Source organism: Sphingomonas sp. S-NIH.Pt15_0812, assembly GCF_003951315.1.
Classification (GTDB): domain Bacteria; phylum Pseudomonadota; class Alphaproteobacteria; order Sphingomonadales; family Sphingomonadaceae; genus Sphingomonas.
Genome location: NZ_QLJH01000006.1, coordinates 136,836 through 157,999, shown reverse-complemented (window position 1 = coordinate 157,999; position 21,164 = coordinate 136,836). Strand labels below are relative to the sequence as shown.

Here is a 21,164-nt window from a genome sequence, read left to right as displayed (position 1 = left end):
TCGTTGTCATGCGGACTCGTCATATTGGTATAAGAGTCCGCCCCTTGGCAACGCGGGGGCTTGTCGGACCGGGCGCGGCGGGCCGTTGCGCGGCGAGCGGGCTTGATGCGAGCAGCAGGACCAGGGCGGCGGTTTTCATGGCATTCCCTTTTCGTGTTCCGGTGCAGGGCGTAAGGCCCCCGCGCCCGGTCCGACAAGCCCCCGCGTTGCCAAGGGGCGGGCGGGTCGCTATCTCTGGCGTCACATTCCGCACAATCCAACACGGAGCCGCGCGCCCATCATGGCCGTTCAGTATACCTACGTCATGAAGGGTCTGACCAAGACCTTTCCCGGCGCCAACAAGCCCGTTCTCAATAACATCCACCTCCAGTTCATTCCTGGCGCGAAGATCGCGATCATCGGCCCGAACGGCGCGGGCAAGTCGACCCTGATGAAGGTCATGGCCGGCATGGACACCGACTTCGTCGGCGAGGCCTGGCCCGCCGAGGGGATTCGGGTCGGCTATCTGGCGCAGGAGCCGCAGCTCGATCCGACCAAGGACGTGATGGGCAACGTCAAGGACGGCGTGCGTCCGGTCGCGGACCTGGTCGACCGATTCAACGCCATCTCCGCCGAGATGGGCGATCCGCAGGACGACACCGATTTCGACGCGCTGATGGAGGAGATGGGCGATCTCCAGGCCAAGATCGACGCGGTCGACGGCTGGTCGCTCGACAGCCAGCTCGAACAGGCGATGGAGGCGCTGCGCTGCCCCCCCGGCGATGCCGACGTCACCCGCCTGTCGGGCGGCGAGAAGCGCCGCGTCGCGCTCTGCAAGCTGCTGCTGGAGAAGCCGGACATCCTGCTGCTCGACGAGCCGACCAACCATCTCGACGCCGAAAGCGTGTCGTGGCTGGAAAATTACCTGAAGGAATATGCGGGTAACGTCATCCTCGTCACCCACGATCGCTACTTCCTCGACAATGTCGTGAACTGGGTGCTCGAGCTCGATCGCGGCCGCTACTACACCTATGAATCCAACTATTCCGGCTATCTGGAAAAGAAGGCCAAGCGGCTGGAGCAGGAGGAGCGCGACGAGGCCGGCAAGCAGAAGGCGATCGCCGACGAGCTCGCCTGGATGCGCCAGACCCCCAAGGCCCGCCAGACCAAGTCGAAGGCGCGTATCCGCGCCTTCGAGGAGCTGATGGAGAAGCAGGAGAGCCGCGTCGCCGGCAAGGCGCAGATCCTGATCCAGATCCCCGAGCGGCTGGGCGGCAAGGTGATCGAGGCCAAGGGGCTGACCAAGTCCTATGGCGACAAGCTGCTGTTCGAAGGCCTGGACTTCATGCTGCCGCCGGGCGGCATCGTCGGCGTGATCGGGCCGAACGGCGCGGGCAAGTCGACGCTGTTCAAGCTGATCACCGGGCAGGAACAGCCGGACGAGGGCACGATCGATATCGGCTCGACCGTCAAGCTCGGCTATGTCGACCAGAGCCGCGATCATCTCGATCCCAACAAGAATGTCTGGCAGGAAATCTCCGACGAGCTGGAGGTCTTCCGCTTCGGCAAGCAGGAGCTGGGCACGCGCGCCTATGTCGGCGCGTTCAACTTCCGCGGTCCCGACCAGCAGAAGAAGGTCGGCCAGCTGTCGGGCGGTGAGCGCAATCGCGTCCACATGGCCAAGATGCTGAAGGAGGGCGGCAACGTCCTGCTGCTCGACGAGCCGACCAACGACCTGGACGTCGAGACGCTGCGCGCGCTGGAAGAGGCGCTGGAGACGTTCGCGGGCTGCGCCGTGGTCATCAGCCACGATCGCTTCTTCCTCGACCGGCTCTGCACGCACATCCTGGCGTTCGAGGGCGACAGCCATGTCGAATGGTTCGAGGGCAATTACGAGTCGTACGAAGAGGACAAGCGCCGCCGCATGGGCGACGCCGCCGATCGCCCGACGCGTCTGGCCTATAAGAAGCTGACCCGCTGATCTGAGCGTACCGGTCCCGCGCCGACGGTGGCGCGGGACCGGGTTTCCGGTCGAAGCCGTATTCCTGCGGATGCAGGAGCCAAAGGCCTAAGCGACCCTCTCCAGACTCCTGTCTACGCCGGAGCGCGGCGCGATCGCTCCCTGATCCACGCCGCGACCTCATCCGGCTTGGTGACCGGGATCATATGCCCCCCCTCCATCAGCGTCAGGTCCGTGCCCGGCACGGCGGCGGCCAGCCGCTCGCCATGCAGCGCCGGGTTGAGGATCTGGTCGCCCCGGCCGTAGAGGATGCCGAGCGGCATCGTGAGCGTCGGGTAGCGCTGCATCATCTCCGGCAGGTCGACATTCGCGGCCACCATGTCGGCCGAGGCCGACTCGAACGTTCCCGGCCGCGTCACCAGCGCACCGCCGCCGCGGGTGTCGAAATCCGTCGGCACCGGATCGGGCGCGAAGACCAGATCGCGGCCCTTCGCCGCCGCCAGCAGGGTGGCGGGCGTCGCGATCGTCCAGGCCGCCGCCCGGCGCAACGCGGCGGAGCGGATCGCGAGGCCGCGAAAGGCGGGCGGCACCTCCTCGATCATCTGGGTCAGCGGCGCGATCAGCGCCAGGCCGCCGACCAGAGCGGGATGGTCGAGCGCCAGGGCCAATGCGACCGCGCCGCCCAGCGAATGGCCGACGACCAACGGCCGCTCGACATCCAGCCGTTCCAGCAGCTTCGCAATCACCGCCGCCTGCGCCCGGACATTGTTCGCGCCGATCGCCTGCGAATAGCCGGAGCCGGGCCGATCGATCAGGATGACGCGGTGATCGGTGGCGAGCTGGTCGAGCAGGCCATGGCTGAAATTGCGCATCTGGCCGCCCAACCCATGGATCATCACGATCGCCGGGCCGCTGCCCCGGTCCAGGCAATGCAGCCGCACGCCGTCCACCTCGACGAAGCCGCCGTCCGCCGGCACCAGCCGCTCGACCCGCCGCCGGTTCCACGCCGCGAACAGCGCCAGCGCGCCGACCGCCGCGACGCCGACCCCGGCCGCGACGACCGGGCGGGGCAGGCTGCGGCTCGGCGCGGGGGCGGGCGGCGCGCCGGTCGGCGTCCCGCCGAATTGCATCACGCCATCCTCCACCGACCCCAGCCGCAGCGCCGCCAGGTCGAGCAGGTAGTTCTGATGGACGCGCCACGGCGCCTTCGACCCCTGATGCGGCAGCGTCGCGGCGGCGCGCTGGACATAGCCGGAGGTGAAGTGGAGCAGCGGCTCGGGGGTGATGTCCGGGTCGAGCTGGCGCGGCACGCACCAGCCATGGCCCTGTTCGTCCATGTGCCGGATCAGCCGGCAGGCATAGCGCGCGGTCAGGTCGCATTTCAGCGTCCAGGAGGCGTTGGTATAGCCAAAGGCGAGCGCGAAGTTCGGCACGTCCTCCAGCATCATGCCCTTATAGACCATCCGGTCCTGCGGCCGGACCGACAGCCCGTCGACGGTCAGCGCGACGCCGCCGAACAGCTTGAGCGTCAGGCCGGTGGCGGTGACGACGATGTCCGCCGGCAGCAGCGCGCCCGACTCCAGCCGCACGCCCCCGGCCACGAACCGGTCGATCCGGTCGGTGACGATCGCCGCCTTGCCCGCGCGGATCGCGGTAAACAGGTCGGCATCGGGCACCAGGCAGACCCGCTGGTCCCAGGGCGCATAGTCGGGCGAGAAGTCGCGCGTCACCTCGTAACCCTCGGGCAGCCGCGCGCGGGCGTTCTTCAGGATCAGCGACTTGACCCGGTCGGGCTGGCGGCGCGCCAAGGCGAAGGTGCCGATGCCGAGCAGGATGTTCTTCCACCGCGCCGCCGCGCCCGCCGCACCGTCCGGCAGGAACGTAGCGGCCACCCGCGCGAAGCCATCGCGCGACGGACGCGAGACGATGTAGCTGGGCGAGCGTTGCAGCATCGTCACCTGTGCCGCCGTCCGCGCCAGCGTGGGGACGAGCGTCACGGCGGTCGCGCCGCTGCCGATCACGACGATGCGCTTGTCCGCATGGTCCAGCCCCTCGGGCCAATGCTGCGGATGGACGAGCGTGCCGGCGAAATCGGAAAGGCCGGGCCAGTCGGGACGATGGCCCTGGTCATAGTCGTAATAGCCGCTGCCCATATAGAGGAAGCGGCAGGTCAGCGTCTCGGGACCCGCATCGCCCGCCACCTCGACCGTCCAGCGCCCCTGCGTCGACGACCAGCCGGCGCGCTCCACCCGCCGGCCGAAGCGGATATGCCGGTCGATGCCATAGTCGCGCGCGGTGTCGGCGATATAGTCGCGGATCGCCGCGCCGTCCGCGATCGACCGGTCGCCCCGCCACGGGCGGAAGGGGAAGCCGAGCGTGTACATGTCGCTGTCCGAACGGATGCCGGGATAGCGGAACAGGTCCCAGGTGCCGCCGATCGCGTCGCGCGCCTCCAGGATCGCGTAGCTCTTGCCCGGGCAATCGGTCTGGAGGCGATAGGCCGCGTCGATCCCCGACAGGCCGGCCCCCACGATCAGCACGTCGAAATCGCGGCCGGGGGGTGAGCTGTCCGTCATGTGCCTGTCCTGTCCTGTTGCCGATGATCCATGCCAACGAACAAGACGCGCTACCGAGCCCGGTTCCCCGTCGCAACCGACGCGAATCGCGTCGCCAGATGGTGGAGGACGATCCCGCTGGTGGTCGCGACGTTGAGCGAGTCGAAGCCGTCGGCCATGTCGATCCGTACGCTGCGGGTGCGCGCCAGCAGGGCGGGGGACAGACCAGGCCCCTCCGCGCCGAACAGCACCGCCTGCCGCCCTTCGGGGCGGAGATCGGCCAGCCGCTCCGCCCCTTGCGGACTGAGCGCGAGCGGCGAAAAGCCATGGGCGTCGAGCAGCGCCAGCGGATCGTCCCCGGCCGCCAGCCTGGCGAACGGCACCAGCAGCGTCGCGCCGACCGACACCCGGATCGCCTTGCGATAGAGCGGATCGCAGCAATCCCGGTCGAGCAGCACCGCACCGATGCCGAAGCCGGCGGCATTGCGGAAGATGCCGCCCATATTGTCGTGGTTGGCGATGGCGGAGAGCAGCAGCACGTCGCGCCCCCCGGCGGCGGCGGCGGCCAGCGCCCGGTTGGGGGAAGGCGGATCGATCCGCCGGCCGATCGCCAGGATGCCGCGATGGAGCGGAAAGCCCGCCACCGCATCCAATACGGCTTGCCCGGCGGTATAGACGGGCAGATCGTCCGGCAATCGGTCGAGCAGGGGCGTCAATGCCGCCACCCGCTTGTCGGCGATCAGCAGCGACTGCGGTCCGGCCTGGCGGCTGTCGATCAGCTTCTCCAGCACCACCTTGCCCTCGGCGACGAACAGGCCGTCCCGGCCGACCAGATCGCGCTCGCGTATGTCGCGATAGGCGGCGATCCGGGGATCGGCCGGATCGTCGATGGCGATCAGCTCTGCCATGGCCGGTCAGTGCCGATGCCGGGACAGCGCCTGCCACAGCGCGTCGTTATCGGCGACCCAGCGATGATCCGCGCCGACCGAAATACGTGCGGTCACCTCCGTCCCGTCGCGGCAGGCGGCATAGCCTTCCTCATAGACGCCGGACGCGACCCAGCGCACGGTCGGCGCGGCGGTGCAGCCGTTGATCGCGGCCCAGCGCTGCTCGGCGGCGTGCATCGAATAGCGCCAATAGCTGGCGCCGCCGCCCGCGATCGGGTTGACGGGATCACGGTCGCCGGCAAAGGCGATGACCGAGATCGGCCGCGATGGCGTGCAGCTCGCGGGATCGGGCCGATCCGGATCGCTCGCCAGCGGCTGGCCGGCGCGCAGGCCTACCACGGGTGCGATGGCGGCGAACCGGTTGGCGGCGACGCAGCCCAGCCACGACGCCATCCGCCCGCCGCCCGACAGGCCCGTCACATAGACACGCGCCGGATCGACGCAGCCGGTCGCGACCAGCCGCCCGGCGAGGCCGGTCAGGAACGCGACATCGTCGCGCGCCTCGGGACCGGGAATTGCCCCTTCCACGGTCGGCACGCCGGGGATGTTCCAGACGAAGCCGCTCTTGGCCGGGATGCCGCCATCGGGATAGGCGAGCAGGAAACCATGCCGGTCGGCGGTCGCGCCCAAGCCCGAATCCCGGAGCATCGCCGCCCCGGTCGCGGTGCTGCCATGGAGCAGCAAAAGGAGCGGCAGGGGACGCTCCCCCGCCCAGCCCGCCGGCGCCCGCACCGCCCCCGGCGCGATCCGGTCGAGCGTCGCTGGCGAACAGGTCGGCGCGGCAACAGCGAGACCGGGTGCGAACAGGAGCAGGAGGCTGGCGGACAGCCGTAGGAGGAACGCGGTCATTCCCATCGTCTGCGCAGTCGCGGCGGGCGGGTCAACCCGTCGCTATACGCCACGCCAACACAGCGGCGGTGGCAAGTCTGCTACGGCATAGTCGATCTGCAACACCCGGCGACGACGCGGCGGATCGGCGGCGGCGGAGCCATGGACGATGGCGGTGCGATAGACCCAGACATCGCCGCGCTCCGCCAGGCAGAGCTGCTGGCCGTCCGTCTCGGCCAGTCGATCCAATCCGTCGCTGGCAAGCCGCCCCAGTCGGTGCGAGCCCGGAATGACGGCGAGCGGCGCATTGGTCGCGTCGACCGGGTCCAGGTGCACGCGAATCGTAAGCATCGCTTCGATGATCGCGAAGGGCGGTTCGACCTGGATCAGTCCCGCCTTGACCGTCCAGGGGCCGAAGCCGGGCGCGTCCGCCCGGCGTTCCACCACGATGGTGCGGTCCTGATGCCAACCCAGCGCCCAGTTCGCGGCGGGCGACTTGTCGAACAGCAGCGCGCGTACCGGGCGGGCGGCCGCGCCGAGCGCCGCCGAGGCCAGGCCACCGATGCGGCTGCCGACCGTGATCAATGGCGTTAAACCGACCATGTCACGCAGCCGCACCCCTGCGCGATCCTCCGGCAGGTGGGCGAGCGCCGCTTCGATCTGCCCGCACGTCGCTTCGTCCGCTGCGGCGGGACAGCATACCGCGCCGTCCCGGTCGAGCGTTTCACGCCAGGCGGGGTCGCCGGCTGCCCGTGCCATCACCGGTCAGGACTGGCCCGGCCGGATATCGTCGAACCGCTCCACCGCCACGGCGGGGCCGGTGCCGCTCGGCGCGGCGGGGACGGCGATGTCGGGGTCTTCGCGTGGGTCGAGCCCGCCCTCCCACTTCGCGACCAGCGAGGCGGCGATGGCGTTGCCGATCACGTTGGTCGCCGACCGGCCCATGTCGAGGAAATGGTCGACCGCCAGGATCAGCAGCAGGCCCGCCTCCGGGATCTTGAACATCGACAAGGTGCCGGCGATCACCACCAGAGAGGCGCGCGGCACGCCGGCGATCCCCTTGGACGTGACCATCAGCACCAGCAGCATCGTGATCTGCTCGCCCAGCGACAGCGGGATGCCATAGGCCTGCGCGATGAACATCGACGCGAAGGTCATGTACATCATCGAGCCGTCGAGGTTGAACGAATAGCCGAGCGGCAGCACGAAGCTGGCGATGCGCGGCGGCACGCCGAACTTGTCCAGCGCCTCCAGCGTGCGCGGATAGGCGGCCTCCGACGAGGCGGTGGAGAAGGCGAGGATCAGCGGATCGCGGATATAGCGGATCAGCAGGCGCGTGCGCGGGCCGACCAGTACGAAGGCGATGCCGATCAGCAGCAGCCAGAGCAGCGCCAGCCCCAGATAGAAGCTGCCCATGAAATAGCCCAGGTCGCGCAACACGCCCGGACCCCGTTCCGCCAGCGTCGAGGTCACCGCCGCGAACACCGCGATGGGGGCGAAGCGCATGACGTAGTTGGTGATCTGGAGCATCACCGCGACCAGCGCCTCGACCGCGCGGGTCAACGGCGCGGCCTTCTCGCCCACCGCCGTGATCGCGACGCCGACGAAGATCGAGAAGACGACGATCTGGAGGATCTCGTTGGTCGCCATCGCCTCGACCATCGACTGCGGCACGATATGGCTGACGAACTTCGTCGCGTCGAAGGCGGTGCGCGCGACCCCGCTCGCCTCCGTCGCGGGCGGCAGCGGCAGGGCGAGGCCGACACCGGGTTGCAGCACGTTGACCAGGATCAGGCCCAGCGTCAGCGACAACAGGCTGGCGGTGACGAACCAACCCAGGCTCTTCGCCCCGACCCGACCCAGCGCCGAGGTATCGCCCATATGCGCGATGCCGACGACCAGCGTCGCGAAGACGAGCGGCGCGATGATCATCTTGATGAGGCGCAGGAACAAGGTGGTGAGGATCGAGAAATAGCCGGCGATCTCGGTCAGCCGTGCGGCCGAGGCCGGGCTGCCGTCGTCGATCGCGACATGCAACCCCCAGCCGAGCACGAGCCCCGCGACCAGCGCCGCCATGATCCAGTACGTAAGGCGCTTGGCCATCCAACACTCCCGATTGTGCCGGACAGGAAGGGGATTGCGCGCTCCGGGTCAAGAGGGCGCGGGTCAGGAGGGGCTGGCGTTCGCGGCTCCGCGCGGCCATCCTGCCGGTCATGACGATGTTCTCCCGCCGCGCATTGATCGCCGCCGCCGCTGCCGCGCCCCTGTTGTCCACCGCCGGCCTGCTGCGCGCCGCCGAGCCGGACCTGTCGGGCCTGTCCGACCTGACCGGGGGCGCGGTGCCGATCCAGCCGGCCGAACGCGCCGCGCGGCTCGCCCGGGCGCAGGGCCTGATGAAGGCGAACGGGATCGGCGCGGTGCTGATCGAGCCGGGATCGTCGATGGTCTATTTCACCGGCGTCGAATGGTGGCGCAGCGAGCGGCTGACCGCCGCGATCCTGCCGGTCGAGGGCGAGCCGTGCATCGTCACGCCGTTTTTCGAGGAACCCTCGGTCCGTCAGACGCTGGCGGTGCCGGCTGAGGTGCGGGTGTGGCAGGAGGACCAGAACCCGCTCGGCATCGTCGCCGGCTTCCTGCGCGACCGGAAACTGGCCGGGCGACCGGTCGGGATCGAGGAGACGGTGCGATTCTTCGCCTTTGACGGGCTGGCGCATGTGCTGCCTGGGGCAAAGCTGGTGTCCGCCAACCCGGTGGTGCGCGGCTGCCGGATGCGCAAGTCGGCGGCCGAGATCGCACTGATGCAGCTCGCGACCCAAGTGACGCTCGCCGCCTATCGCTGGACCTATGACCGGGTCGAGCGCGGCATGACCGGCGCGGAGATCGGCGGGCTGATGAATGCCGCCACGCGGAAACTGGGCGGTGCGCCGGAATTCGCGCTGGCGCTGATCGGCCCCGCCGCCGCGCTGCCGCATGGCAGCCGGGAGGTGGTGCGGGTCGCCGACGGGCAGGTGGTGCTGATGGACTGCGGCTGCGCGGTGCAGGGCTATCAGTCCGACGTGTCGCGCACCTGGGTCCATGGCACCGCCAGCAAGGCGCAGCGCACCGTCTGGGACCAGGTGGCGCGCGGGCAGCAGGTCGCCTTCGCGGCGGCGCGGATCGGCGCGGCGGCGGGTTCGGTCGACGATGCGGTAAGGCGCTATTACGAGTCGCAGGGCTATGGCCCCGGCTATCGCCTGCCGGGCCTGACGCACCGGACCGGCCATGGGATCGGACTGGACGGACACGAGCCGGTCAATCTGGTCCATGGCGAGACGACCAGGCTGGCGACCGGCATGTGCTTCTCCGACGAGCCGGGCCTGTACCTGCCGGGCAAGTTCGGCGTGCGGCTGGAGGATTGCTTCCACATGACCGATGCCGGCCCGCGCTGGTTCTCGACGCCGCCGAGCTCGATCGACGCGCCGCTCGGCTGAGCGGCGCGCGCCTGACGGACTAGGCGGTCAGAGCGCCAGATCGGGGTGGCGATCGACCTTGACGCGCGTCGCCGCCGGGCGGGGCGTCGTGGTGACATGCACGGCGGGCGATGGAATGGCGAGTTGCAGCGTCTCCGCCGTCGCGTTCCACTCATGCGCCAGCAATTGCGGATCGTCGTTCAGCTTCACGCCATAGCTGGGCACGATCTCGCGCAGCTTGGCCTGCCAGGCCGGGCTGGCCAGCCGGTCGGCGAAGACCTGCTTGATCAGGTTGAGCATGATCGACGGCGCAGTGGACGCCCCCGGCGACGCGCCGAGCAGCGCGGCGATCGACCCGTCCTTCGCGGCGACGATCTCGGTGCCCAGCTTCAGCACGCCGCCCTTTTCGGGATCGCGCTTGATGATCTGCACGCGCTGCCCCGCCTGCCACAGCCGCCAGTCACCGTCCTGCGCCTTGGGCAGATATTCGCGCAGCGCGTCCATCCGGTCCTTGTCCGACAGCATGAGCTGACCGGCGAGATATTCGACCAGCGCGAAATCGTCCCAGCCGACCGCCAGCATCGGGCGGAAATTGTCCAGCGTGACCGATTTCGGCAGGTCGAAATACGACCCTTCCTTCAGGAACTTGGTGGAGAAGGTGGCGAAGGGGCCGAACAGCAGCGTCTGCTTGCCGCCGAAGTAGCGCGTGTCGAGATGCGGCACCGACATGGGCGGCGAGCCGACCGCCGCCTTGCCATAGACCTTGGCGAGGTGGCGGCGGGCGATCGCCGGATTCTCGGTGACCAGGAACGAGCCGCCGACCGGGAAGCCGGCATAGACGTCGCCCTCCGGGATGCCGGACTTCTGCAGGATCGGCAACGCGCCGCCGCCCGCGCCCGCGAAGACGAAGCGGGCGGTGATGACCTGTCGCTCGCCGGTCTTGCGATCATGCGCGGTGACCCGCCAGGTGCCGTCGCCATTCTGCTCCAGCGACCGCACCTCATGGCCGGTGGTCAGGCGGAAGCGGTCGCTCCGGCGCAGCGATGCGATATATTGCCGGGTGACCTCGCCCCAGTCGCAATCGGTGCCGAGCGGGGAGCGTGTGGCGGCAAGCGGCTGCGCCGGGTCGCGACCCTCCATCATCACCGGGACCCAATTGGCGATCTGCTTGGGATCGGTGGTGAATTCCATGCCGGAGAAGAGCGGGCTGGCCCCCAGCGCGGCATGGCGCTTGCGCAGGAATTCGACATTCTCCTGGCCCCAGACCAGGTTCATGTGCGGGGTCGAGTTGATGAAGGAGCGCGGCCGCGCCAGGGTCCCGGTGCGCACCTGGTGGCTGAGGAACTGGCGCGTCGTCTGGAACTGCTCGTTGATGTCGATCGCCTTCTGGATCTCGACCTTGCCGTCCTTGGCATTGACCGGCGTGTAGTTGAGCTCGCACAACGCCGAATGGCCGGTGCCGGCATTGTTCCAGCCGTTGGAGCTCTCTTCGGCGACCTGGTCCAGCCGCTCGACCATTTCCTGCGTCCAGTTCGGCTCCAGCTCGCGCAACAGCACGCCCAGCGTCGCGCTCATGATGCCGCCGCCGATCAGCAGCACGTCGACCTTGCGCTCGGCGACAATGCGCCCGCCCGAGCAACCGGCCAGCGGCGCGGCCGCGCCGACCGCCAGCGCGGAGCCGAGCAGGCCGCGTCGGGTCACGCCCTCGCCGGGGCTCGAGACGGCCCGGGGAGCAAGCGGGGGGGTGGATTCGGACATCGGGCAACTCCTGGACGGCCGCGTCGCCGATCCCGAATCGCCCATGGTGAGGACCGGGACGAGCGACGCCGCCAAGTGATCGTTCCGATCATGGACGTCGCCGCGCGCGGACTCGGCGGCGCGGACGACCATGATCGTGGCTGCAATCCTCGCCCTAATGGTGTCGCTTGATCTATGGCATCGTGCCCAGGCGGGGTGCGCCCGGCGGATGATGAAGCGCTCATGGCATCGTGAACGCCATGGCGCAAGCGTGGGACGGCCGGCTGCGCATGACGCTTGAGGGTGGAACGACACTCGCCTAAGTCGACGTGCATGACCTCGACCAACGACATCCGCCGCGGCTTTCTCGACTATTTCGGCAGCCAGGGGCACCAGATCGTGCCCTCCGCGCCGCTGGTGCCGCAGAACGACCCGACGCTGATGTTCGTGAATGCGGGCATGGTGCCGTTCAAGAACGTCTTCACCGGGCTGGAGAGCCGCCCCTATTCGACCGCCACGTCCAGCCAGAAATGCGTCCGCGCCGGCGGCAAGCATAACGACCTGGACAATGTCGGCTATACGGCGCGCCACCATACCTTCTTCGAAATGCTCGGGAATTTCTCGTTCGGCGACTATTTCAAGGAACAGGCGATCCTCAACGCCTGGACGCTGCTGACGCGCGAATGGGGCCTGCCCGCCGACCGGCTGACCGCCACCGTCTATCATACCGACGACGAGGCGTTCGACCTGTGGCGCAAGATTGCCGGCCTGCCGGAGGAGCGGATCATCCGCATCCCGACCAAGGATAATTTCTGGGCGATGGGCGACAGCGGTCCGTGCGGCCCCTGTTCCGAGATATTCTACGACCATGGCGACCATATCTTCGGCGGCCCGCCGGGCAGCCCGGACGAGGATGGCGACCGATTCGTCGAGATCTGGAACCTGGTGTTCATGCAATATGAGCAGGATGCCAACGAGATCGTCGGCGAACTGCCCAAGAAGTCGATCGACACCGGCATGGGGCTGGAACGCGTCGCGGCGGTGATGCAGGGCGTCCACGACAATTACGACACCGACACGTTCAAGGCGCTGATCGCCGCCTCCACCGCGCTGACCCACACCGATGCGGAGGGCGATCGCAAGGCGTCGCACCGGGTGATCGCCGATCATCTGCGCTCGGCCGGCTTCCTGGTCGCGGACGGCGTGCTGCCGGCCAATGAAGGGCGCGGCTATGTGCTGCGCCGGATCATGCGCCGCGCCATGCGCCACGCCCATCTGCTCGGCGCGAAGGACCCGCTGATGCACCGGCTGGTCCCGGCGCTGGTCGCCGAGATGGGCGCGGCCTATCCCGAGCTGGTCCGCGCGCAGCCGCTGATCGAGGCGACCCTGCGCCAGGAGGAGACGCAGTTCCGCAAGACGCTGGATCGCGGGCTGAAACTGCTCGACGAGGCGACGACGGACCTGGCCGAGGGCGGCACGCTGGCCGGCGAGACCGCATTCAAGCTCTACGACACCTATGGCTTCCCGTTCGACCTGACCGAGGATGCGCTGCGCACCCAGGGCCTGAACGTCGACCGTGCCGGCTTCGACGCGGCGATGGCCGAGCAGAAGCGCGCGGCCCGCGCCGCCTGGAAGGGGTCGGGCGCGAAGGCCTCGGACGAGCTGTGGTTCGACATCGCGGAGGAAAGCGGCTCGACCGAGTTCACCGGTTATTCGACCGACATCGGCGAGGCCGAGGTGGTCGCCCTGGTCAAGGACGGTGCGCGCGTCGACCATGCCATGGCGGGCGATACGGTGGCGATCGTCGTCAACCAGACGCCCTTCTATGGCGAGAGCGGCGGACAGGTCGGTGATGCCGGCACCATCTCCAACGATGCCGGCCTGCGCGCCAACGTCACCGAGACGTCGAAGCAGCTCGGCCGCATCTTCGTCCATCACGCGATCGTCGAGGCGGGGGGCATCAAGGTCGGCGATCCGGTCAGGATGGCGATCGACGTCGCGCGTCGCGCACAGATCCGCGCCAACCATTCCGCCACGCATCTGCTGCACGAGGCGCTGCGCCAGCGGCTGGGCTCCCATGTCGCGCAGAAGGGGTCGCTGGTCGCGCCGGAGCGGCTGCGCTTCGACGTGTCGCATCCGGTGGCGATGACGGCCGAGGAGCTGGCCGATGCGGAAGCGGCGGTGAACGCGCAGATCCGCGGCAATGGCAGCGTCACCACGCGCCTGATGACTCCCGACGAGGCGATCGCCGAGGGCGCGATGGCGCTGTTCGGCGAGAAATATGGCGACGAGGTCCGCGTCGTGGCGATGGGCAGCGAGGATGACGGCAGGACCTATTCGATCGAGCTGTGCGGCGGCACCCATGTCACCGCGCTCGGCGATATCGGCCTGTTCAAGGTGGTGGGCGAGGGCGCTGTGTCGTCCGGCGTCCGCCGCGTCGAGGCTTTGACCGGCGAGGCGGCACGCCAATATCTGGTCGGCCGCGACGAAACGCTGCGCGCCACCGCCGCCGCGCTGAAGGCGACGCCGGACGAGGTGCCCGCCCGCGTCGCCGCGCTGATCGAGGATCGCCGCCGGCTGGAGCGCGAACTGGCCGACGCGAAGAAGGCGCTGGCGCTGGGCGGCGGGCAGGGCGGCCCGGTGGGACCGGAACAGGTCGGCGCCACCGCCTTTATCGGTCAGGTGCTCGACGGCTTCGATGCCAAGGGGCTGCGCGGCGCGGTGGACGAGGCCAAGCAGCGGATGGGTTCGGGCATCGCGGCGATCGTCGCGGTCAATGACGGTCGCGCCTCGATCGCGGTGGGCGTGACCGCCGATCTGGTCGGCACGTTCAGCGCGGTCGACCTGCTGCGGCGGGGCGTCGCCGCGTTGGGCGGGCAGGGCGGCGGCGGCCGACCCGACATGGCGCAGGGCGGCGGGCCCGACGGCAGCAAGGGCGAGGAGGCGCTGGCGGCGATCCGTGCGGTGCTGGCCGGCGAGACGGTGGCGGCCTGATCCCGCCATCTGTCTCGAAACGGGCCTCTTTCCGCCCTCGCGCGTTGTCGATAGGCTGGTGCGAAACAGGAGAGGGCAGGGCGTGACGGATATTGGCAGGATGGCGATGGCCGCGCTTCGGACGGCCTGGTGAGAGCGGCCTGGGCGCTGCCCGTGGCGATGATGGCGGCGATGCCGGTCCTGGCGCAGACGCCGCGCGACCTGCTCACCGCCGCCGCCTATCAGGATAGCGACAAGGCGGCGGCACTGGGCAAGATCGACCGGGCGCGCAGCGTCGCGCTCGCCGAACTGAAGACCGACGGGAATGACCAGGAGGCGGCGATCATCGCCGCCATCGCCATGGCCTATCGTGCCAAGCTGTCCGGCACGCGGGGCGAGGCGCTGGCCGCCCGGCGCGAGATCGAGGCGCTGGTCGCCCGCTATCCCCGCAATGCCGAGGCGCAGCTGGCGCTCGGCGCGTGGCATCTCGGCATCATCAACCGGGTCGGCAAGATCATGGCGCGCGCGGGGGCGGGCGCGCGGCAGGATGTCGGACTGGCGGCGCTGGACCGGGCGGTCGCGTTGGGCGGCAGCCGCGCGAGCATCGTGGGGCTTGCGGCGATGCTGCGGATCGAGATCGATCCGGCGGATGCTACGGGGCGAAGCTGGCTGGAAGCGGCGGTGAAGGCGGGCGCGCCCGCGCCGCTCGACCGGATCGCGCAACGCGCGGTGCAACAGGTGCTGGTGGCGCTGCGGCGCGGGGATCGCAAGACGGCGCAGGTGCTGGCGGACCGGCAGTTGCCCTTCGGGTGGTTCAAGGGCTGACGGTCGTGCGCTCGCTCGGTGGGGCGCGCGACCGCTGCTTCAGGCCACCTCACTCTTCCGTCGCACCCGCCGGATACGCGGGTCCCGTTCCAGCGATGCTTCGCGCCGGATCGTCTGGCGCATCTCGTCGCGCTTCTCGTGGATCGAGGCGATGACCGGCCCCATCGCCACGCCCAGGTCGACCAGCACCGCCTCCGACAATTGCAGCGAGCTTTCCAGCGCTTCGGGCACCGCGTCGGTCACCCCGGCGCGATAGAGTTCGGCGGCATGGGCGGCGTCGCGGGCACGTGCGACGATCGGCAGGTCGGGCGCCGTCGCGCGGATGCGACGGGTCAGGCGTACGGTCAGCACCGGATCGTCCATCGTCAGCACCAGCGCGCGCGCCTGGGGTAGCGCCAGCCGATCGACCAGTTCGGCGCGCGCCACGTCGCCGAACAGCACGGCATAGCCATTCCGCCGCCCCTCGGTCACCGCGTCGATATCGGCTTCGACCGCGATATAGGGATGGCCATGCACGGTAAGCAGGTCGGCGACCATCTGCCCGACCCGGCCGAAGCCGATGATGACGGTGCGCGGGCCATCCTCCTCCGTCGGCAGATCGCCGGGCAGGTCGCGCGTCTCGATCCGGCGCGAGATGGTGCGGCCGGCCATGGCGAGCAGCGGTGTCAGCGTCAGGCCGATCGCGGTCACCGTCTGCCAGAAGGCGGCGGTTGAGGGCTGGATGATCTGCGCCTGCGCGGCGGTGGCGAGCACGATCAGCGTCGTCTCGCTCGGGCTGCCCATCAGCAGGCCGGTCTCCGCCGCGACCCCGCGCCGTGCCTGCGACACGCGGAGCAGGAGATAGGTGACGATCGTCTTGACCGCGACCACGCCCACCACCGCCGCGAGTAGCGACGGCCAGTTGGCGGCGATCAGCCGCAGGTCCAGGCTCATGCCGACGGTGATCAGGAACACGCCGAGCGCCAGCCCCTTGAAGGGGGCGGTGATCACCTCGACCTCGCTATGATATTCAGTCTCGGCGATCAGCAGCCCGGCGAGCAGGGCGCCGACGATCGGCGACAGGCCGGCGGCGGTGGTCGCGACGCTGGCGACGATGACGACCAGCAGCGAGGCGGCCAGGAACAGCTCCGGGCTCTTGGTGCGCGCGGCCTGCGCGAAGAGGCGGGGCAGGACGAAACGGCCGCCCCCATACATGACCGCGACGGTGATGCCGCCACGCAGCGCCACGCCGGCGATGCCGACCCAGCCCTCGTCCGACGCGGTCGGGGCCATGGCGCCCAACGCGAAGATGATCGGCACCAGCGCCAGATCCTCGAACAACAGCATCGCGAAGGCGCCGCGCCCGACCGGGCTGGTGGTGCCAACCAGCGGCAGGACGAGTGCGGTCGAGGACAGCGCCACCGCCAGCCCGAGGCCGATCGCGCCGGCCCAGGGCTGGCCGATGGCGTGGAGGGCGATGCCGATCAGCGCCGCCGATCCGAGCAGCTCGGCCGCGCCGATCACGAACACCTGACGCCTGAGCGCCCATAATCGCCGGAACGACAGTTCCAGGCCGATCGAGAAGAGCAGCAGCACGATGCCGAATTCGGCGAAGGGCGCGATCGACTCCGGGTCGGATATGGTGACGTAATAGAGCCAGGGGAGCTGCGGCACCAGCGACCCCAGGCCCGCCGGCCCGACCAGCATCCCGACCAGGATGAAACCGATGACCGGGCTGACCCGGAAGCGCGCGAACGCCGGGATGACCAGTCCGGCCGCACCCAGGATGACCAGCGCATCGCTGAACGCGGCATTGTCGATTGCGATCGCCATGATCGTTACCTGCCCGATCCGATCGCGCTTGTCAGCCTTGTCGGGACATTCCGGGCGCGATGGTCCTGCCGGTCGCGGAACGGCAACGGGCCAGGCGCGTAGTCCGGCGATGAGCGACACCGATTCATCCAAGCCTATCCTGCTGTGGTTCCGACAGGATTTGCGGCTGCACGATCATGCGGCGTTGCTGGCGGCGATGGACGAGGGGGCGGTCGTCCCGATTTATATCCTGGACGACGATGCGCCGGGCGAATGGCGGATCGGCGGCGCGCAGCGCTGGTGGCTGCACCACAGCCTGGAGCGGCTGGGCGAATCCTTGGCGGAGAAGGGCAGCCGGCTGGTGCTGCGCCGGGGCGATGCGCTGTCCGAATTGCAGACGCTGATGAAGGAGACCGGCGCGACGACCATCCATGCCACCATCCAGTACGAACCCTGGTGGCGGCGGATCGATGCCGAGTTGGGCGATGCGTTGTGCCTGCACGACGGCAATCACCTCGCCCGGGTGGAGGAGGTCCGCACCGGCAGCGGCGCGCCGTTCCGAATCTATTCCTCCTTCTGGAAGGCGTTGCAGGCGCATCTGCCACCGCCCAAGCCGCGACCCGCACCGGACGCGATCCCTGCACCCGCCCGGTGGCCGAAGGGCGATTCATTGCAGCAATGGGCGCTACGGCCGACCGCGCCCGACTGGTCGACCGAGTTCGATGCGGACTGGACGCCCGGCGAGGCGGAGGCGCTGCGCAAGGTCGGGGAGCTGGCCGATCTGCTGCGCGGCTACGACGTGCAGCGCAACCTGCCGGCCGAGGAGGGGACGACGCGCCTGTCGCCGCATCTGCATTTCGGCGAGGTGTCGGCGCGGACCGTTTGGCACGCTACAGATCGGGACGGGGACGTCACCGGCTTCCGCAAGGAACTGGCCTGGCGGGACTTCACCGACGGCGTGGTGATGGCGCTGCCCGATTATGCGACCGAGAACGGCCGCTCGAGATATGACGCGCTGCCATGGCGGACGGGGTCGGCGGCGACGTCCGACCTGCGCGCCTGGCAGCGTGGCCGTACCGGTTATCCGATCGTCGATGCCGGGATGCGCCAGCTTTGGCACAGCGGCTGGATGCACAATCGCGTACGGATGATCACCGCCAGCTTCCTGGTGAAGCACCTGCTGATCGACTGGCGCGAGGGCGAGCGCTGGTTCTGGGACTGTCTGATCGATGCCGATTACGGCAACAATGCCGTCAACTGGCAATGGGTGGCGGGCACCGGGGTTGACGCCAATATGTTCGGGAGGATCATGGCCCCGCTGACTCAGTCGGAGAAGTTCGACGCGGGCGAGTATATTCGCCGCTGGGTGCCGGAACTAGCCGACGTGCCGGATCCCGCAATCCACGATCCCGAAGCGGCCGGGTGCCGCCCGAAGGCCTATCCGCCCAAGATCATCGGCCATCGCGAGGCTCGGGAACGGGCCCTCGCAGCATCTGCTAGCTTGCGATAAGAGGGGGCGATCCCCCTTCCCAACCGAGTCGCGTCAGCCAATCCGCTCGAAATGCCCCGCCGCGAAGCCTCCGACCGCCAGCGCCGCGATCCGCGTCGCCACCGTCTCGGGCGGCTTGACCGAGGCGGGGTCCTCGCCCGGATAGGCGCGCTCGCGCATCTTGGTGCGGGTCGCCCCGGGGTCGACGATGGCGACGCGGACCCGGCTGATCTCCGCCAGTTCGTCGCCATAGGCGCCGAGCAGCGTCTCGAACGCCGCCTTGGACGCGCCATAGGCACCCCAATAGGCGCGGGGGGCGCGGCCGACGCTGGAAGTCAGGCCGATCACCTTGCCCGCCCCGGCACGACGCAGCAGCGGATCGAAGGCGGTGAGGAGGGCGGCCTGCGCGCTGACGTTCAGGGTCAGAACCGCCGCCAGCTCCTTGGGGTCGATCGCCGGCACCGCCGCCAGGCTGCCGAGCGTCGCCGCATTCAGCACCATTAGGTCGAGCGAGGTCCAGCGCTCGCCGATCGCCGTCGCCAGCCGCGCGATCGCGTCGGTTTGCGTCAGGTCGAGCGGCGCGATCGTCGCCGAGCCGCCGGCGTCGAAGATCGCCTGTTCCACCTGCTCCAGCGGTCCCGCCGAGCGCGCGGTGAGGACGACATGCGCCCCCAGCCGCGCCAGCTCGTGCGCGGTCGCCGCGCCGATGCCGCGACTGGCGCCGGTGACCAGCGCCAGCTGCCCGTCCAGCGGACGGTCGGCCGATACGCTCTCGCTCAATTCAGCCGCTCGGCGAGCATGGCGAACTGGTCGACATCGGCGGTGTCGTCCTGATCGGTCAGCGTCGTCGGATAATCGCCGGTGAAGCAGGCGTCGCAGTAGCGCGGCTTCGAGTCGCGCTTCGCCTCGCCCAACGCCTTGTACAGGCCGTCGATCGATACGAAGGCCAGGCTGTCGGCATGGATGAAGTCGGTCATGCCGCCCAGGTCGAGCTTCGCCGCCAGCAGCTTGGCGCGCTCCGGCGTGTCGACGCCGTAGAAGCAGCTATGCCGCGTCGGCGGGCTGGCGATGCGCATATGCACCTCCGCCGCGCCGGCATCGCGCATCATCTGCACGATCTTGAGCGAGGTGGTGCCCCGGACGATCGAGTCGTCGACCAGCACCACGCGCTTGCCTGCGATCAGCGCGCGATTGGCATTGTGCTTCAGCTTGACGCCGAGGTGGCGGACCTTGTCGCCCGGCTGGATGAAGGTGCGGCCGACATAGTGCGAGCGGATGATGCCCAGCTCGAACGGGATGCCCGAGGCCTGCGCATAGCCGATCGCTGCCGGCACGCCCGAATCGGGGACGGGGATGATCAGGTCCGCATCGACCGGCGATTCGGCGGCGAGCTGCGCGCCGATCTCCTTGCGCACCGAATAGATGCTGTGGTCGCCCGCGATCGAGTCGGGTCGCGAGAAATACACCCATTCGAAGATGCAGGGGCGGGCCGCCACCGGCTCGAACGGGCGGATCGAGCGAATCTCGCCATTCTGGACGATCACCAGCTCGCCCGGCTCCAACGAGCGTTCGAAGGTCGCGCCGCAGACGTCGAGCGCCACGGTTTCCGAGGCGAAGATCACCGCCTCGTCCAGGCGACCCATGACCAGCGGCCGGATGCCGAGCGGATCGCGGCAGGCGATCATGCCCTCCGGCGTCATCACCACCAGCGAATAGGCCCCCTCGATCTGCTTCAGCGCGTCGATGAAGCGGTCGAGCAAAGTGCGATAGTTGGAGGTCGCGACCAGGTGGATGATCGTCTCCGTGTCGGACGTCGACTGGAAGATCGATCCGCGCCGCACGAGTTCACGCCGCAGCTTCATCGCATTGGAGATGTTGCCGTTATGCGCGATGGCGAAGCCACCCGACTGGAGCTCGGCATAGAGGGGCTGCACGTTGCGCAGCGCCGTCTCGCCGGTCGTCGAGTAGCGGACATGGCCCGCCGCCGTGCCGCCGGGCAGCGCGCGGATCACATCGTCCCGGTCGAAATTGCCGGCGACATGACCCATCGCGCGATGGGTGTGGAAGTGAAGTCCGTCGAAGGAGGTGATCCCCGCCGCTTCCTGCCCGCGATGCTGGAGGGCGTGAAGCCCTAGCGCCGTGAGAGCGGCAGCGCTGTCGCTGCCCGAAACGCCAAAGATGCCGCACTCTTCGCGCAGCTTGTCATCGTCAAATGGATTGGTGGTCAGCATCGGCCCGCTCATGTCGTGCGGTTGCGCATATAGGGGGGGCGGAACGCTTTGTCGCCTGTTTGTCATGCGGGGCGGAGCATAAGTTCGAAACGGTTGTTGTGGCCGCCGGATATGGAGGACGGTCATGGCGAAGGATCACGGTCCGCAGATCAAGGACGATGCCCTGTTCGAAGCGCTGCTCGCGCAAGGTAATTCCACGGGGAAGGCGGCACGGATCGCCAATGCGAAGGCGAACGGTTCGCTGTCGCACAATAGCGTCCCTCTGGAAGATCGTACGAAGGATGCCTTGATGGAGCAGGCCCGGCGGATCGGCGTCGCCGGTCGATCGCGCATGAACAAGACCGATCTGATCGCTGCGATCCGCGATCATGGCTAAAATGGCCGAAATGCGTCGGGATAC

15 protein-coding genes are annotated in these 21,164 nt (G+C 69.0%); 6 read left to right on the top strand and 9 right to left on the bottom strand.

The window, feature by feature from the left end; translation table 11 throughout:
- Positions 1 to 280 precede the first annotated feature (280 nt).
- Positions 281 to 1,960, top strand: a complete 1,680-nt coding sequence (gene ettA / locus BRX43_RS06305) for an energy-dependent translational throttle protein EttA (protein ID WP_125993999.1) — start codon at positions 281 to 283, stop codon at positions 1,958 to 1,960.
- A 113-nt stretch (positions 1,961 to 2,073) separates the two neighbouring features.
- Here ettA and BRX43_RS21215 read toward each other — a convergent pair whose 3' ends face one another.
- From BRX43_RS21215 to BRX43_RS06280, 5 genes are read right to left on the bottom strand one after another with little or no spacing between them, the layout of a single operon-like run.
- Positions 2,074 to 4,515 (bottom strand): alpha/beta fold hydrolase, encoded by a 2,442-nt coding sequence (locus BRX43_RS21215; protein WP_125993998.1) that lies wholly within the window; start codon positions 4,513 to 4,515, stop codon positions 2,074 to 2,076.
- Positions 4,516 to 4,565: 50 nt separating this feature from the next.
- Entirely contained in the window at positions 4,566 to 5,402 is an 837-nt protein-coding gene (locus tag BRX43_RS06295) for an RNA methyltransferase (RefSeq protein WP_125993997.1), read from the bottom strand.
- Between the two features lie 6 nt (positions 5,403 to 5,408).
- On the bottom strand, positions 5,409 to 6,296 hold the full coding sequence (locus BRX43_RS06290) for a PHB depolymerase family esterase (RefSeq protein WP_241214807.1): 888 nt from the start codon (positions 6,294 to 6,296) through the stop codon (positions 5,409 to 5,411).
- Between the two features lie 36 nt (positions 6,297 to 6,332).
- Entirely contained in the window at positions 6,333 to 7,028 is a 696-nt protein-coding gene (locus BRX43_RS06285) for a phytanoyl-CoA dioxygenase family protein (protein WP_125993996.1), read from the bottom strand.
- 6 nt (positions 7,029 to 7,034) lie between these two features.
- Entirely contained in the window at positions 7,035 to 8,372 is a 1,338-nt protein-coding gene (locus BRX43_RS06280; RefSeq protein ID WP_125993995.1) for a dicarboxylate/amino acid:cation symporter, read from the bottom strand.
- A 110-nt stretch (positions 8,373 to 8,482) separates the two neighbouring features.
- On the opposite strand from BRX43_RS06280, the gene BRX43_RS06275 reads away from it, so the two are divergent.
- A complete protein-coding gene (locus BRX43_RS06275) occupies positions 8,483 to 9,739 on the top strand; it encodes a Xaa-Pro peptidase family protein (RefSeq protein ID WP_125993994.1) in 1,257 nt (418 codons plus the stop codon).
- Positions 9,740 to 9,766: 27 nt separating this feature from the next.
- Here BRX43_RS06275 and mqo read toward each other — a convergent pair whose 3' ends face one another.
- Positions 9,767 to 11,476, bottom strand: a complete 1,710-nt coding sequence (mqo, locus tag BRX43_RS06270; protein WP_125993993.1) for a malate dehydrogenase (quinone) — start codon at positions 11,474 to 11,476, stop codon at positions 9,767 to 9,769.
- A 312-nt stretch (positions 11,477 to 11,788) separates the two neighbouring features.
- On the opposite strand from mqo, the gene alaS reads away from it, so the two are divergent.
- Both alaS and BRX43_RS06260 read left to right on the top strand, forming a co-directional pair.
- Positions 11,789 to 14,449, top strand: coding sequence for an alanine--tRNA ligase (alaS, locus tag BRX43_RS06265; RefSeq protein WP_125993992.1), 2,661 nt, complete (start codon positions 11,789 to 11,791; stop codon positions 14,447 to 14,449).
- Positions 14,450 to 14,578: 129 nt separating this feature from the next.
- Positions 14,579 to 15,253, top strand: coding sequence for a hypothetical protein (locus tag BRX43_RS06260; protein WP_241214806.1), 675 nt, complete (start codon positions 14,579 to 14,581; stop codon positions 15,251 to 15,253).
- 39 nt (positions 15,254 to 15,292) lie between these two features.
- On the opposite strand, the gene BRX43_RS06255 is transcribed toward BRX43_RS06260, so the two are convergent.
- Entirely contained in the window at positions 15,293 to 17,065 is a 1,773-nt protein-coding gene (locus BRX43_RS06255) for a cation:proton antiporter (protein WP_125993991.1), read from the bottom strand.
- 109 nt (positions 17,066 to 17,174) lie between these two features.
- Here BRX43_RS06255 and BRX43_RS06250 point away from each other — a divergent pair, with 109 nt between their 5' ends.
- Positions 17,175 to 18,554, top strand: a complete 1,380-nt coding sequence (locus tag BRX43_RS06250; protein ID WP_125993990.1) for a deoxyribodipyrimidine photo-lyase — start codon at positions 17,175 to 17,177, stop codon at positions 18,552 to 18,554.
- A gap of 33 nt (positions 18,555 to 18,587) precedes the next feature.
- On the opposite strand, the gene BRX43_RS06245 is transcribed toward BRX43_RS06250, so the two are convergent.
- Positions 18,588 to 19,313 carry an SDR family NAD(P)-dependent oxidoreductase gene (locus BRX43_RS06245; RefSeq protein WP_125993989.1) on the bottom strand — a complete coding sequence of 242 codons (726 nt, stop codon included), beginning with the start codon at positions 19,311 to 19,313 and terminating at the stop codon, positions 18,588 to 18,590.
- On the bottom strand, positions 19,310 to 20,764 hold the full coding sequence (purF, locus tag BRX43_RS06240) for an amidophosphoribosyltransferase (RefSeq protein WP_125994018.1): 1,455 nt from the start codon (positions 20,762 to 20,764) through the stop codon (positions 19,310 to 19,312). The genes BRX43_RS06245 and purF overlap by 4 nt, the downstream gene beginning before the upstream one ends.
- 124 nt (positions 20,765 to 20,888) lie before the next feature.
- On the opposite strand from purF, the gene BRX43_RS06235 reads away from it, so the two are divergent.
- Complete coding sequence (locus BRX43_RS06235) at positions 20,889 to 21,140, top strand: Rho termination factor N-terminal domain-containing protein (protein ID WP_125993988.1); 252 nt, start codon at positions 20,889 to 20,891, stop codon at positions 21,138 to 21,140.
- The last annotated feature ends 24 nt before the right edge of the window (positions 21,141 to 21,164 follow it).